The 14,640-nt window shown below is 31.6% G+C and carries 14 protein-coding genes; all 14 read right to left on the bottom strand.

Going from position 1 to position 14,640, the window contains the following annotated elements; genetic code table 11:
- Nucleotide 1: 1 nt before the first annotated feature.
- The gene (locus tag ACFQ1K_RS01400) at nucleotides 2–922 is read right to left on the bottom strand and encodes an acyltransferase (RefSeq protein WP_320555449.1); all 921 of its coding nucleotides are present in this window, start codon (nucleotides 920–922) and stop codon (nucleotides 2–4) included.
- A gap of 36 nt (nucleotides 923–958) precedes the next feature.
- Nucleotides 959–2,170 (bottom strand): O-antigen ligase family protein, encoded by a 1,212-nt coding sequence (locus tag ACFQ1K_RS01395; RefSeq protein WP_320555450.1) that lies wholly within the window; start codon nucleotides 2,168–2,170, stop codon nucleotides 959–961.
- On the bottom strand, nucleotides 2,167–2,625 hold the full coding sequence (locus tag ACFQ1K_RS01390; RefSeq protein ID WP_320555451.1) for an acyltransferase: 459 nt from the start codon (nucleotides 2,623–2,625) through the stop codon (nucleotides 2,167–2,169). The genes ACFQ1K_RS01395 and ACFQ1K_RS01390 overlap by 4 nt, the downstream gene beginning before the upstream one ends.
- On the bottom strand, nucleotides 2,622–3,791 hold the full coding sequence (locus ACFQ1K_RS01385) for a glycosyltransferase family 4 protein (protein ID WP_320555452.1): 1,170 nt from the start codon (nucleotides 3,789–3,791) through the stop codon (nucleotides 2,622–2,624). Before ACFQ1K_RS01385 ends, ACFQ1K_RS01390 begins: the two co-directional genes overlap by 4 nt.
- Nucleotides 3,781–4,881, bottom strand: coding sequence for a glycosyltransferase family 4 protein (locus ACFQ1K_RS01380; RefSeq protein WP_320555453.1), 1,101 nt, complete (start codon nucleotides 4,879–4,881; stop codon nucleotides 3,781–3,783). The genes ACFQ1K_RS01385 and ACFQ1K_RS01380 overlap by 11 nt, the downstream gene beginning before the upstream one ends.
- Nucleotides 4,878–5,711 carry a polysaccharide deacetylase family protein gene (locus tag ACFQ1K_RS01375; protein WP_320555454.1) on the bottom strand — a complete coding sequence of 278 codons (834 nt, stop codon included), beginning with the start codon at nucleotides 5,709–5,711 and terminating at the stop codon, nucleotides 4,878–4,880. Before ACFQ1K_RS01375 ends, ACFQ1K_RS01380 begins: the two co-directional genes overlap by 4 nt.
- A complete protein-coding gene (locus tag ACFQ1K_RS01370; RefSeq protein ID WP_320555455.1) occupies nucleotides 5,708–6,496 on the bottom strand; it encodes a PHP domain-containing protein in 789 nt (262 codons plus the stop codon). The genes ACFQ1K_RS01375 and ACFQ1K_RS01370 overlap by 4 nt, the downstream gene beginning before the upstream one ends.
- On the bottom strand, nucleotides 6,489–7,637 hold the full coding sequence (locus ACFQ1K_RS01365) for a hypothetical protein (RefSeq protein WP_320555456.1): 1,149 nt from the start codon (nucleotides 7,635–7,637) through the stop codon (nucleotides 6,489–6,491). The genes ACFQ1K_RS01370 and ACFQ1K_RS01365 overlap by 8 nt, the downstream gene beginning before the upstream one ends.
- Nucleotides 7,638–7,663: 26 nt before the next feature.
- Nucleotides 7,664–9,562 carry an asparagine synthase (glutamine-hydrolyzing) gene (gene asnB / locus ACFQ1K_RS01360; protein ID WP_320555457.1) on the bottom strand — a complete coding sequence of 633 codons (1,899 nt, stop codon included), beginning with the start codon at nucleotides 9,560–9,562 and terminating at the stop codon, nucleotides 7,664–7,666.
- A gap of 5 nt (nucleotides 9,563–9,567) precedes the next feature.
- On the bottom strand, nucleotides 9,568–10,590 hold the full coding sequence (locus ACFQ1K_RS01355) for a glycosyltransferase (protein WP_320555458.1): 1,023 nt from the start codon (nucleotides 10,588–10,590) through the stop codon (nucleotides 9,568–9,570).
- Complete coding sequence (locus tag ACFQ1K_RS01350) at nucleotides 10,587–11,549, bottom strand: hypothetical protein (protein ID WP_320555459.1); 963 nt, start codon at nucleotides 11,547–11,549, stop codon at nucleotides 10,587–10,589. Before ACFQ1K_RS01350 ends, ACFQ1K_RS01355 begins: the two co-directional genes overlap by 4 nt.
- Nucleotides 11,550–11,555: 6 nt before the next feature.
- On the bottom strand, nucleotides 11,556–12,266 hold the full coding sequence (locus ACFQ1K_RS01345; protein ID WP_320555460.1) for a sulfotransferase domain-containing protein: 711 nt from the start codon (nucleotides 12,264–12,266) through the stop codon (nucleotides 11,556–11,558).
- A gap of 145 nt (nucleotides 12,267–12,411) precedes the next feature.
- A complete protein-coding gene (locus tag ACFQ1K_RS01340; protein WP_320555461.1) occupies nucleotides 12,412–13,251 on the bottom strand; it encodes a nucleotidyltransferase domain-containing protein in 840 nt (279 codons plus the stop codon).
- A 2-nt stretch (nucleotides 13,252–13,253) separates the two neighbouring features.
- Complete coding sequence (locus ACFQ1K_RS01335; protein ID WP_320555462.1) at nucleotides 13,254–14,594, bottom strand: flippase; 1,341 nt, start codon at nucleotides 14,592–14,594, stop codon at nucleotides 13,254–13,256.
- Between the last annotated feature and the right edge of the window lie 46 nt (nucleotides 14,595–14,640).

Below are 14,640 nucleotides of genomic sequence, written 5' to 3'. Positions count from 1 at the left end.
TTTATTTAAAAAAATTCTTTAAAAAATGACTTCTTTCTATGATTGATTTCTTAATTAATATTGGCATAATCACCCCTGAGGCGAAAACAATCATTAGTATAATTATAGACACTTCTAAATTAAGTATGCGTGTAAAAAAAATATAAACAAAGCCCATAATTAATGTATGCCAAATATACATTTGATATGCATTCTTCCCTAGAAAACTTAAATAAGTTCCAATTTTATACTTGGCTAAAATTAAGGATAAGTAATAAATTGAAGGTATAGCCAAAATACCAAAAGGTAGCTTAGAAGGCATATGATTAAAACAACTTAATATTATGATCAGACTTATAATTATTATGCCGATTTTTTTAAAAAACGTTTTAAAAATATTGTAATACCTATTAGCTACAATTCCAAAAGCGACGAAAATAAAATAAAATGCAAACAAATCTAGATTAAACATAGATGTTACATCTATAAAATGTATTGCAAAGCCTAATATTATCAACAATAATATATTCTTATTTGCAATCCATTCTAATAACGGAAAGATTATATAAAATTGCATTAACACATAGATATACCATAAAAATCCTGATGGTGACTGAATCGGAATAAAAATGGCATAATAAATGTCTTTTCTAGTTTGATCTGAGGAGGCCCCATTTATCAAAATTTTTAATAAAATAAAAATTATCGCTAATAGAATATAAGTAGGTGCAAATTTTAAAAGCTTTCTCTTAACCATATACCAATATTCTAATAAATTATTAACTGGCTTGTAACTGTAAGATATTATAAAGCCAGATATAAACATAAAGACCGGCATATGAAATCGGTAAATAATCAGTCTAGATTTAATATACCAGGATGGTAAGTTTCCATCAAAAAGCATATGACCATAAATAACAATTAAAATTGTTATTCCTGTCATAATATCAAACTCTATCAATCTTTTATTAGTCAAGATTTATATAATTTTCTTATTTAAAATGAAAAAAGAGATAAAGCCCCAAATAATAATGTTATAATAATAGAAAACACCTGGAATAAGCCCCATGCAATCAAAAATAAATACCGTCAACAACATTAAAGAAAATATAGCTTCATCTCTTTTACAAAACTTAAATATTGTCTTAACAATGTTAAATAAGAACAGAACAAAAAATATCAATCCCACAAAACCACTCAATAAAAGAACCCTTAAAAATTCGTTATGTGCTGGACTATTAAAACCATTGCCAAACCATTGGAAAAATAAAGTACGCTCTTGGAAAAGTGCCCATAATTTTTGCCAAATATAACCACGACCTGCTAAAGTATAACGCGCGTCTTTATTAACGCCTTCTTGATAATCTATCTCCTTACTAAACAATTGCTCAATATTAGAGAAGAAATCACTTCCAAACAAAAATATAATTACAAGTAGGCCCAAGGCTAAAAATAAGAAATTCTTATGGCCCCTCTTAGAAAAGATAAGCAACACAGCCCAACAAACTAAAATACCTATACCAGCTTTACTAAAAACTAAATAAATAGAAAAAATAGCGCCAATTGCAACCCCTGCTAAACACAATGATATAATATTATTTTTTGGTTTAAAATATTTAAAATAAACAATAACAGAAAATAAGGTCATTAAACCATAGAATCTTACGGGAAATGCATCGTGATAAAATCCAACATACCGACTTAAATTTACAGTTTCTCGTACATGAAATATATCTCCTGTAATGAATTGATATACACTAACCAATATAGGAAAAATACCACCAAATATTAAAGCTAATAAAAACTGCTTAAGTCTCTTAGGGGTAATTACAAGCATAGGAATTAGGAAGAAACCTAAAAAAATATTGATATTAATTATTATTAACTCGAAAGTAGCTAAAGGTTCTACTGGTAAAGCAAAAATTAAACCAATCGAGTATGAAATTATAATTAAAGAAGCATTTATTGAAATTGCTTTTGGCAAAACTTTTCTATTCGAATAAATTTTCATGAAAAGGAAAGGAATGACTAGACCTTGAAATGAAATAAAAGATAATGGTCCTATTCTATATTCCCAAAAAGCGTCTAATAATGACTTTGTGGCAACAATAATCAGTAACGCAGCGAACATACCCTTTTGAAATCTTACAATGAAGATGACAACTATAATTAATAGTGGAACTATAATCATGATAAATCTTTATGCACCTTTGGTAATGGCTGATAAGGCGGCTCTAACTGTTTGATGATTTTTACGGGATTCCCTGCAGCAATGGCTCCTTCCGGAATATCTTTATTAACGACCGAACCAGCACCAATAATCGCATGGTTACCAATGGTAACATTACGCATCACTACTGAATTCACCCCAATAAATACATGATTCCCAATGGTAACATAACCTGTACCATTGTCGTTAGCATCAATAACGTGTGCCGCACCATCATGCGATAAAATATAGCATCCATGAGTTATTAAACAATGGTCGCCTATGGTTATTTTACCTCGTCGAACATCGATTTTGGCTCCTAAACTAATCATGGTATTCTTCCCTATTTTAGCACCAGATGCTCTTAGGAATGTCATTTGAAAAAAACGCAATACATTTCCTAAATAATGTATCAATTTGCGAATTAGGGTTTTCATGATTCCAATGTTTTAAAGATTATACTTTTAAACTCTGAGGCAATCCTTTCAATAGAAAAATTTGAAACGACGTAGGATCTGTTAGTTCTACCTATCTCCAATCTTTTGGATCCATTAGCCAACAATGCCGTAAGACCTGCTTTCATTTGTTCTAAATCCCCTGGTACAAACGTATAACCATGAACACCATGTTCAAAAACCTCACGGTGTGCCCCAACAGGAGTATAGACCACAGGTTTGCCCATAGCCATGGCTTCCAATAAAGACCTCGAAAACCCTTCTGAGTATGAGGCTGTTAAAAAAATAGCTGTGGACTGTATGTGCTTCATTTTTTCATCTCCGCTTATGACTCCTAAATTAACATAGTTACCACTATATTTAGACTGCAATATATGCTGTTCTGCCTCAAAAGGGTCTTCGTACTGAATTTTTTTACCAGTGTATTGGTTGTAAAACACACCGCGCTCACCCCTTCTCATATTACCTGCAAAGTAAAATTTTACATGAGGATACGCTTCACAAATGTCAGGAATTATTTTTAAAATATCAGTATAACCTTTAGCCTTGGTCATATGACCCATTATTAAAATCTTACCATCCTCTTGGGCTGTATTATGAGAATTAGAATACACATTAATATCCATAGCTTGATAAAGTACAGACACGTTTGACTCATTTATATAAGGTTGAAACTGGTCTTTAAGATAGGCTGCCTGAACAATGGCTCTATCTACACGTCTTAAACTACAACCTACCAGCCATTTTATAACACCATTAAACGTTTGGAAATTTAATTTAAAATGACTTCCCCTTAAATGAATGATGACCTTTGCACCAAACAGCTTGCTCAATAAGATGGTCCACGTATCTCGTCCAATCCAACCAATTTGTGTTGGTGTTACTGGGTAATAGACGCACTTAAAGCGATGAGCAAACAACAACCTAAGTAATCTTGAAAAGTAACTAAAAAAATTACCGAGCATAGATAGATCCAACTTTCCTTTTTTGGTGTTGTCTTTTCTAAAGTTTGTTTTTAAGAATTTGATATCAAAGGCTTCATTGAGGCTATCCGATTCCAAAAATTGTTGCATACTCAATTCCGGACCTGAGTACGGTGGTGGAGTTGGTCCTACAAATAATATTTTTGGCTTCTTATTATTCTGCATCTATCAGGCTTGATTTCATTTGCACCACCCATTGGTCAACCGTTAGAGTATCTCCTGTCGCCTTTGCATTTCTGCAAAACGCAGCAAGCTGCTCATAATCCTCAAGAAGGTTTTTTAATATTTTGATGTTCTCCCCAAAATTGCGATCTAAAACATAGCCATTTTCACCATGGACTACATAACTTATTTCTGGTCCGTGTTTTTCGGCTGCTAATGTAATATATGGTCTACCATAAGCAAAGGCATGATTGATGGATAAGCCTGACAGACCTGGCACCAATACTAGGGACGCTCTTCGCATAATTGGTGCGATGCGCGCCTCATCTACAATGGTACCATGCCATATAATATTTTTATTGTGTTTTATGGCTTTATTGACTGTTGCTCCTTCTGGACCATCACCAATGATGTCTAAATAGAGATTTGGCAAATGCCTCTGTAATGCTTCATAATAGACAATTAAATCATCTATTCGTTTTGAGGTAATTAATCGACCAATAAAAAGTATTCTTTGCTCATGTTTGGGTGGCAGCTCAAATTGATAATACTTTTCAACCTCTGTAGTATCGATAGTATTATTAGCCCAATAGGCTTTATTTTTATTAATCATTTTCATATTAACGGCACGTTTACAACTTTCTTCTGTGTAAAAAATAACGCGATCCAGTCTATTATAAAAGAATCTTGTCAACGTCTTATCAGATATAGAAAGTAGTCTGTTTTTAGATTTAAATTGCAAATGGTTATATGAAAAAAGTCGAACACTGGGATGCTTATTTTTCAAACTTAGCGTAAATAACAATAAGGAAATATTCTTCTTTTCTGCAGGTATTAAAACCCAGTCAAAATCTGCAAATATGGTTTGTAGTTTTTCTTTAACTTGTTTAGACCTTCCAAAATCCTTTTTAGGCACTTCAACCTTTATATGTTTAAAAGACCAATCTTCATCTATTTCTTGATCCCCCATATTGCTTCTACCGGTTCCAGTTAACAAGGTTAGCACAATACTATTTTCAGCCCCAAAATGATTTAAAAAACGTGCTTTATAATGATTAAAACTAGCGGTAACCCATAAAATCCTTTTCGTCATTTGTACTGTCTTGTTAATTTATCTAAAATATCGGCGCTACCTTTAATTAAATTTCTAAACTCTTGTTCAGAAATATTTAATGACACACTAGTTCTAGGAAACTCAAACTGATTAATTCTTTCAAATTTACTTATGTCTTGACTTATTCCAGTAAACCCACTAGTGTAGCCACAATTTTTCAAAATTTTAGCTCCCCAAGACGGAATGTCCTTTTTTCGACCATATGGATAGGCAAAAGACTTAATGACATATCCAAAATTGTCCTTTAGGAATTGACGTTGATTGGTTATTTCCTGTTCGAATAGACTGCCTTTTATTTTTGACACAGACACGTGAGAATAAGTATGCCCACCTATTTCATAATCGTCTTCAATAAATTCTTTTAGCTGTACTGCTGTAAGTCCTCTTAAATTTTGATGACTTCTAGATAGGCGTGGAAATTTATCATTAACAAATCCTTCTAATTTTTCTGGATGCTCATTTGTTAATTCGTACAACATTTGATTTAAAAAAATAGTAGCAGAAATATTTAATTTGTCTAAAATTGGTTTTGCATTTTTATAAACATCATAGAAACCATCGTCAAAAGTAATACAAGCAATTTTTTTTGAGTTCAATAAACCATCTTGAACTAATTTCACAAATTCTGTGACATTAACGAAACCATCAAACTCTGATTTTAAAATCACCATTTGTTTTTCAAAAGCATCTACCTGGCCGTCCCCAACATTATGATAAATAAAAATTCTGCTACCGAAATCACTGTTTCTTGAAGCCTTTGAATTAGCAAAATTCTTGAACCCTTTGTAGATTTTACTTTTTAAACTCATTTTAGTTTTATCATTTTAACAATTTTGGGTGACACATTTAATCCTAAAACCCTTTTAATACTTCTTAAAAATCTATAAGTTTTATGGTGAGAACCAGCTAAGAATAAAAGAACTTTGTTCAATTGAATATCTTTAAAAGTATTTTCAATTATAGCATTATTGAAAACACAATAAAAGCTTCTATTTCTTATCAATGTAACTACACTATTGATGTCAGCAACCGTTTCCATAGAAATAATTTTTGCATATTCATTTTTTGGAATGGTATGAATATCAGATGTAACAAAAACAGCTTTATTCATTAATTTTTCTTTTACTAATTTATATGTTCTGGGGTCTGGCGAATATAGAAAGTCACTTTTGGTATTCCATAATTCAACACCAAATAGACTGGATAGATCAATAAATCCCAGCTCCTTAACTATTGATTTTGGGTGATTTAAAACTGCTATACCATTCAAACTTTTAACCGTTTTTAAAAATCTCGGGATATCCTCTATAGTATTATTTGTATTTAAAAATTGATCAATACCAAAAACATTGATATGAATGTGTCTTTTCTTTCCAAAAGAATATTCAATACCCGGCACGATAATAATATTATTTGAGTTTTTGCGACATTCCTCTAAATAAGAGTCAAATTTTTCATCATTAAAATCATTATCATGTTCCGTAAGGATAACAAAATCGATTTTTTCAGACTTCGCCCAATTAGCAATTTCTTCGATAGAATTAATTCCATCATAGGAAAAATCAGAATGAACATGTAGTATTCCTTTAACCATATATTTTTTTTAAAAAACCAATCGTTATCTCATAAAAACCAGGTCTCCAGTCACCATGAATATAATTATAACCTTTCATTTTCTTAAAAAAAACATTTTTAAAAGTGACTAGTGGGGATGGAATATTATAGTGCTTTCTATTTTTTAGAGTTAATACTTTAATGAAATGTATAATGTCTGCTTGGAGCCAACGCACTTTAATATTTGAGTTGTATTCCGACTGGTTTATTTTTTTTCCTTCATGCATACTGATGAGCTTATAAGGAAATCTATTCCCTGAATGCAAAGCCACAGGCAGTGAACCCCAAAACCTACAATTCATTTCAATTAAATTTGAATCTTTATTTTGGTAGTCACCTTTAAATTCAAACATTGCTACACCAGTCCAATTCAATTCTTTTAAAATAAGTTTTATTTTTTCCAAGTAGAAACTTTTTGGGATGATAGATTTAGCTGCAGATGAATACCCCCCTTTAGGATTTGACTCTCTTAGTCTTAAATGTGCGAAATAATTTAACAGAATACCATTTTTAGCAATAACCTCTAAACCCCAACCATTACCAAAAACTTGATTCTGTATATATATTTTATTGGTATCATAGTTTTGTAAATGGCTTCTTAATTCAACATGATTGTTAATTTTCTTCACAATCCCCTTTTCAAACTTACCCTCTGTAATATCCCAACTAATTCTTGATTTCATATAAACTGGAAACTTACTAATCTTTTCATAACTATTTAAATAGGTTAGTGGTGTCTTTAATCCTACTTTTTGAGCAATTTTAGTAACTTTAAGTTTATCTATTCCATTGATTAGTATTTTGTACTCTGGTGTTGTAATTATAACGTTATTTATTCTTGATCTGATAGTATCTCTACTAAGTAACAAAGTAAACCTGTCATTAGTTGGAATGATAAAATTTATTTTTTTTTCAATAGTCAATTTGACAATACTATCTTCAATTTCTTTGATAGATGATACTTTTGAAATATTATGATAAGAATAAAGAAATCGCGAGTATTGTACCTTATTAAAATCTTCCTTGAACCCGAAACAAATAATTTTATAATCATTGCCCAAATCTTGAGCAATAGCTAGTGCTGCATTGTTATTAGACCCTACTATCAGTATCTTATCCATTCAATCTAAAATTATAAATATTAGATCTAAATCCATTTTTTGTACCAATGGATCAAGAAGTATATGGTCCAAATTGAATTGGTATAGTCTTCATTACCCGCTTTTAAATAATGAAGTTGAGAATTGACCGTGTTTAAGTTAAATAAATTTGTTTCTTTATTAAACTGTTTAATTTCATCTTTGACCCCGTTATATATTGTGTCCTTTGCCCACTCTCTAATTGGCAAATTAAACCCCATTTTTTTTCTGTATAATATCTCGTTAGGCAATATGCGCTCTAGTGATTTTTTTAAAATGTATTTATTAACCCCATTTTTTATTTTATACTCCCCCGGGATGGATAAGGCCAACTGCACCATTTCGTGATTTAAAAACGGACTACGAGCTTCGATGGAATGTGCCATACCCAAGCGATCTGCTCTAAACAAAAAACGCTCGGTTATCGCTTGTCTATAACCTGAATAACATAACCAATTAATAAAATCAAATTCCTGGCCATCTAAAAATGTATAATAGTCCTTTTTTAACTTCTGAACATAATCATATGACGAATGTCCATTGACACTCTCCATAAATTCTTTAGAGATTAAGCTACTTTTTACTCCTTCTTTCATCCCTCCTGCTCCTGGCCAATAAAAATCTTGCTTATTATTTAATCTATTGATTATTTCGCCTATAGGACTGCCTGGTCTAATTTTATTGATTAAAGTATTTGCAATTCCCTTAATAAAACCAGGCGCTTTTTCTACAATCTTATAATATTGATATGTTTTTACATAACGTTCATAATTTTTATAGCCACTAAATAATTCATCTGGACCATCACCATTTAAAACCACTTTAATATTCTCCTCCTTTGCCAGTTGAGAGATAAAGTAAATAGGTATTGCCGTGGTATCTGCCTGAGGTTCATCGTATATATCTGTAATCTTTGGAATAAATTCCAGTAGGTCATTGGGCGTTACAGTTTTGACAAAGTGATTGGTATTATAACGTTTTGATATCTTATCGGCATATTTCAATTCGTTATAATCGGGCTGATCTTCAAAACCAATAGTAAAGGTCTTAATTTCGTTAGGAGTATTTTGGCGCATAAGCGCCACAATAGCCGAAGAATCTACACCTCCGCTTAAAAAAGCTCCTACTGGTACATCTGAAATCATTCTTAGCTTTACCGATTCTTCTAACTTATTATAAACGAGGTCTTCTAACTCCTTTTCAGAAGTAAAGTTGAGTTTTTTATATTTTAAATCATTGAAAGATTCATAAGCCTTAATGCCGTCCTTACCAACAACCATACAATGCCCTGGCTTAAACTTAAAAATGTCTTTAAACATTGTGTTGGGTGTAGGGACCGAATTAAATGTCAAGAAGTCATAAAGAACTCTTCCGTCTATTTCTTTTTTTACCCATGGTATTTCAAATAAGGCTTTTAGTTCAGAAGAAAATAAAAAATGACCATTCATTTGAGTATAGTAAAGTGGCTTTTTACCTGAACGATCTCTAGCCAGAATCAACTCTTCTTTTTCTGAATCCCATAATGCAAATGCAAACATGCCGTTAAGATGCTTTAGCATCTCTATACCAAACTTCTTGTAAAGCTTCAACAAGGTTTCAGTATCTGAATGAGAATTAAATTTTTCGTGTTTTAAAAACCTCTCATTGAGTAACTTATAGTTAAATATCTCCCCATTGTAAGTAATAGTATTATTAACTGATAAGTCATGCATAGGTTGATGACCAGCACTAGATAAATCTAATATGCTTAGGCGAGTCTGGCCCAGGGCTAGTTTTTCACTCTCATCAATCCAAAATCCATTATCATCTGGCCCTCTATGAGATAACTTATTGTTCATAGCAGTAATATGCTTTGATAAATTGAGGTCTGAATGAGATATTTTAAAAATTCCGTTTATTCCACACATAGCCTTTACCTATTAACCTTCTGAATTGCATTTTTAATTATTGAGATCCATTCTGAGTTAAAGTATTCCGAATTAAACTGTTTTACATAGTCGAAGGCTAAATTACCTAACTCCATTTTATTTTCTATTACCTTTTGAATTTTGGATTCAAGTTGTGAAAATTCTGTAATTACACTTTGCCCAGCGTTATCAAGAAGCTCTTTCATACCGCCCGATCCAGAACCAATTACTGGTGTTTTTACAAGCATAGCTTCGTGTGCAACTCTATTCCACCCTTCTGGCATCGTAGACATACACAATACTACATCTGCAAGTTTTAATAATGCAGGAAAGTCCTCTTTTGGTAAAAAAACTGTTCTGTAATAATCAGATGTTGATTTGTTTTTCCCTGTGGCTATCAAATTATATTTAGAAACATCAATATACTGCAATACTTTTTCCACACCTTTACCTTTTCCGAGTTTACCTAAATAGATTGTAGGTTTTTCTGAATCTAGCTGTAGCTTCTTTTTTAATTTCGCCAATTTATAATCTTCAACTTCAAAATCCTCTAAGTGATATGAGTTATAAATAATTTTAATATTTTGTATCTCTTTAGAAGCCAAGTAATTTTCCCAATATTTAGACACAACTACTACTAAATCTACTTTAGCTAAATTTTTTAAAAGTTGCTTTAAAAAATATTTACCAAACTTAGTTTGTTTAGTCAAGCCCTCGTCAATATGATGGATGATTGCAATATTGTACCTCTTATAATCTAGCTTATTAAATGCTAGAACATAAGGATCGGTCACACAAATATCAGCATTAAGAAATTTTTTATGACGCTTGAAATAGTATGTAAGAGTATTTTCAGTCTTTATATAATTAAAGTTAACTGAAATGTCATAGTTTTTAGACAAGGTTTCAATTGCATCTATTTCATAAAGCGTACCTCCTGTGTATTGCATCGTCCTATCACCATCAAAATATGCTTTCATTGCTAATGACTTAGTTAACCACTCTATTTTCAATCTATTACTGCTCATTCCTTATAGACTTTTAGACTAGACGTTAAGGTCATAAAATGAGGTAAGTGGGCTTTATTGTATTTGCCAACCTCATTAGCATAATTAAAATAAGAATTTACAATATCCGGAGCGTCTAAGTTGAGTGGTATGTTAAAATTAAAAGTATTGAACCTGTTCAATGCTTTAAAATACTTTTTATCCAAAATATTGAATGCATCAGGAAACACAAATCCTTTCTTGCTAAAACTTAGCTTTTCGGAATTAGAGATATTAATGTTTGGTGCAATTTTGAAATTCAACAAAGGTGCACACAGGCTTTTATCTTTAAAAAGATCTACTAAAAACAACTCATAGGTCTTAAAGAACAATCTAAACCATTTTACGACATCTTGTTTTGAAACACCTCCTTCTAACCAATCATTTCTTAAACGAATTCCTTCATGAACAAGGTCTAAAACCTCGACAGGATTAATATTTAGAAATTCAAAATCATAAGGTAATGCCTTTATGTGCAAGAAAAGTGATCTTAGCTTAATAGTTTTATAAGACTTCTGAACCGCCAGATTAATGTACATTTTAAACAAAAACTCTAAAGCAATCTGTTCCTTTAAAATCTGTTGGTTTTTGGGATTGGTTGTATTATCTAAATTGATATCTTTCCCGTATAGCAACCTAAAATTGTGAAAAAACGTATACTTTAAGCAGTCTTGAAATTGGCCTTCTGATGCACCATACAAACCGTGCGTAAATAAATAGTTTCCTATACCTGAGTTGAAAACACGTGGGTTTTTATGGTATTGCACTCCATCTTTAAACACGACCACTAAATCGATATCTGAAATACCCGGTGTTGACAGCCCACCAATTTGATAAATAGAGATAACACCTTCTACTTTTGATAGATTCTCAACTTGATTATCGATAACATCATGGTAGACATTTTCATTATATTTTTTGGGTATATCTATTAATTTCATGCTTAGTTAATATTTATACTTCTTTAAAACGTCTACGTAATTATCATTAAAATATTTCAGGTGATCTTTGGTAAAGTAACGTTCCCATTTTTTAGTTTTAGCAGAGGATATATGCGGATTCTTTTCTATATCCTTTTTGCTCATCTTGTTCATATCTTCTTTATCTGCGTAAGCCTTAGCAACTTGTAGTTGTTCTCCTGAAAAACCACAATGTTTAAACACCGTCATCATTTCATTATCATAATTGCTCATGACGTCTTCAAACTTCAACTCAAGACAATTGGCTTTATCAAAATCCCATTTAAGCATGTCTTCAATTGTCCATTTACCATAGTGGTTCATTTCAAACATTATACCTTCATCTTGATCTAGAGAGTTGATTTTTTCTTGATAAGACATACCCTCTAAACTCTTCAAGTAATTAACTTTCCATTCTTCTGAACGGTACATTTGAGAATTAGGTACTTGAGGATATTTAATTGGCTTACTTGTTTGGAAGTTCTTATTTACGCACCACTCTTCAGTAGTTCTTTTATGATACAAATAACCAGAAATAATGATGTCTCTAGGATCTCTAACCATATGAATTCCTATGTACTTTTCTGGCAATTTAGAATAGTCTATTTGTGAATGTAGAAAGAAAACCACATCTGCATCTGGAATTTTATCAGTAGAACCAGCTACACTTTTATACTCCCAGCCATATTTTAAACTCAATTGTAGAAATACTTTACCAAGTAATTTGGTTCCGCATTTGTGATAACCAAAAATATAAATTGGAACATCTCTCCTAGTTCTTAATATTTTTTTTTGAAAATAATATCGTAAAAGCTTAAGTGATTTTTTTACCATAAAATAACAATCAAGCTACAAATATATCTTTATTAATCTTATCAATTAATTCTTCGAGACTTTTATAAAACTTAGAATCAATTTTATTTGAAAATTCTTGTGGGATATTTGGTGAAATGTATCTTTTTGTAAGACGTCTAAAAATACGATTTGGCAAAGTCATAATGCGTTTTTGGAATACTGAAATTTTATAAGACCAATTTTGTCGTATATCTGAGGATACTTCAATACAATGCCAAGCATTTTCTGAAACAAGTGGTTTTACAAGCTCAAAACTGTCTTTTTTAAATATGCCTTTTCGATACTTTGCTGAATAATACATTGATGGCAAGAGCATAATTTTGCTTAAATAGCTTTTGAACTCGTACATTCTCATTTTAGAAACATCACCATCTAATTGCTGTTGTATGCCTGTAATTAATTGACTTAAACTTTTTTTATAATCAATTTTTGATTCGTCAAACTTTATATTGAGTAACAAATCATCTTTTCTTGAAAAGATAACTTTGGAGTGTTCTAATATTTCATAGGGTAAATAATACTGAGGATAATTATTCAAATCACTTTCTTTAATTTGAAACCATCCATGGTGTTGCAACGGATCAAACTTCAATATCAATTTCGTGGAGTCTAATTTAAACCGTTGCAATCGGTTTGAATTAGCAAACTCATCTTTTATGATTAATAGCCCGTCAAAATCACTATAGGGAACAACTTCATTGGTTGCCACACTCCCATGAACAATGACTGCGTAAAACAAATCTGCATACTTCTCCTTTATCAATGCCCGTAAATCTGCTATCAATGGTAAATCCTTGTTGAAGCGCTCTATTTTAAGTTGCTGCGTCATTATTATTTTTTCAAAAAACCTATTGATATTAAATTAATACCTACCAACCGTTTGACCATAATCACTTTGAAGATATTAAATAGTGCTACAGAGACAGCCATTGCTACAGCTGCTCCAAGAGCTCCATACATTGAGATAAGAACGTATGAAATGCAAATATTAAACCCAAGATATATTACATTAATCCATAATAAATTCTTTTCAAAACCAGTCATGGAAAATAACGACCCTACGGTACCTGTAGCAATATTTACAAATTGCCCTATACTAAGAATGACCAATAAAAGATAGGCTTCTCTAAACTCAGTCCCCCAAATACCTAGAAGTGTGTGTCCAAATATTACAAAAATCAATAAACTCAATACACCAAGTATCACTAATATCAAAGTAATAGTTTGTATCATTTTTTCTAAGGGTGCCTTATTTTCATCATCATATAAAATAGCCACTTTTGGGGATATGGCGCTATGCGCAACTGCAAGAAAAAAAGACGTCATAAATGCAATCTTTGCGGCCACCGTATATAAACCCACCTCATAGGTTGTACTTAAAAATCCTAAAAACAGAATATCAATATTATTAGACAACGATGCGGTTAATGACGCTACAAACATAGGAAACCCCATATTTAAAATAGACTTTAGCTTATTGCTTACTTGCTTGTATTCTTTAAAAAGGCTGTGCCAATAAATCCCAGTAACTAAAAAGACAAGAATTCTAGAAATACCATAACACCATGCTACATTAATTACGGTAAATTCTAAATTAAAAAATACTATCACACCCAAGCCTATACTTACTAAGATTAAACTCAATGCTTGGTCTACTAAACTGGCTTGCCATATTTTTCTAAAGCCTATTAGCCCAGAAGAAAATAACCGTGCAAATACCTGAAATGGTGCAATAATCAAAAAAATAAGTAATGGGATTTCAAGTTCCGGATTATCAAAAACAGTATTGGCCAACCAAGGTGTAAGAAGTATCATGACCGTTACCAAAAAAATACTTAGGATACCATTAAAAAAATAGGTAGTTACAACATTGCTTGCTATTCTCTTATTATCCCTTTTACTAGCACCAAGAGACACCTCCTTTACAATAACTTGTTGCATGCCAAAAAGAGCTATTAACAACAATATAGAAACCACCCTATTGGAAAGATTGATAATTCCAATACCATCAGGCCCCAAGTATCTCCCAAGGAGAATACTTACTATTATACCAAAAGCCATTCCAGAAGCCTTAACAATTGAAGACTTAAAGGATTGCACAAAAACTTCTGAAGAGTTTTTGTCAAAACTCAGTTTATTGAGCAAACCATTAAGAATTTTATTGCTTCTCATCTAAGTGTTTTCGAGGCTTTTTATTTAAAACTGAAATACGATTAGG

Origin of the sequence: Winogradskyella aquimaris, assembly GCF_042676105.1 — a bacterium.
Lineage (GTDB): Bacteria > Bacteroidota > Bacteroidia > Flavobacteriales > Flavobacteriaceae > Winogradskyella > Winogradskyella aquimaris.
This window is presented reverse-complemented; position numbering and strand designations above follow the sequence as displayed.

What these genes read in the sequence shown, in the direction of transcription:
- ACFQ1K_RS01370 (WP_320555455.1), bottom strand. Translation starts at nt 6,496, where the DNA reads ATGGTTAAAGGAATACTACATGTTCATTCTGATTTTTCCTATGATGGA.
- ACFQ1K_RS01380 (WP_320555453.1), bottom strand. Translation starts at nt 4,881, where the DNA reads ATGACGAAAAGGATTTTATGGGTTACCGCTAGTTTTAATCATTATAAA.
- ACFQ1K_RS01365 (WP_320555456.1), bottom strand. Translation starts at nt 7,637, where the DNA reads ATGGATAAGATACTGATAGTAGGGTCTAATAACAATGCAGCACTAGCT.
- ACFQ1K_RS01390 (WP_320555451.1), bottom strand. Translation starts at nt 2,625, where the DNA reads ATGAAAACCCTAATTCGCAAATTGATACATTATTTAGGAAATGTATTG.
- ACFQ1K_RS01350 (WP_320555459.1), bottom strand. Translation starts at nt 11,549, where the DNA reads ATGAAATTAATAGATATACCCAAAAAATATAATGAAAATGTCTACCAT.
- ACFQ1K_RS01355 (WP_320555458.1), bottom strand. Translation starts at nt 10,590, where the DNA reads ATGAGCAGTAATAGATTGAAAATAGAGTGGTTAACTAAGTCATTAGCA.
- ACFQ1K_RS01385 (WP_320555452.1), bottom strand. Translation starts at nt 3,791, where the DNA reads ATGCAGAATAATAAGAAGCCAAAAATATTATTTGTAGGACCAACTCCA.
- ACFQ1K_RS01395 (WP_320555450.1), bottom strand. Translation starts at nt 2,170, where the DNA reads ATGATTATAGTTCCACTATTAATTATAGTTGTCATCTTCATTGTAAGA.
- asnB (WP_320555457.1), bottom strand. Translation starts at nt 9,562, where the DNA reads ATGTGTGGAATAAACGGAATTTTTAAAATATCTCATTCAGACCTCAAT.
- ACFQ1K_RS01375 (WP_320555454.1), bottom strand. Translation starts at nt 5,711, where the DNA reads ATGAGTTTAAAAAGTAAAATCTACAAAGGGTTCAAGAATTTTGCTAAT.
- ACFQ1K_RS01340 (WP_320555461.1), bottom strand. Translation starts at nt 13,251, where the DNA reads ATGACGCAGCAACTTAAAATAGAGCGCTTCAACAAGGATTTACCATTG.
- ACFQ1K_RS01400 (WP_320555449.1), bottom strand. Translation starts at nt 922, where the DNA reads ATGACAGGAATAACAATTTTAATTGTTATTTATGGTCATATGCTTTTT.
- ACFQ1K_RS01335 (WP_320555462.1), bottom strand. Translation starts at nt 14,594, where the DNA reads ATGAGAAGCAATAAAATTCTTAATGGTTTGCTCAATAAACTGAGTTTT.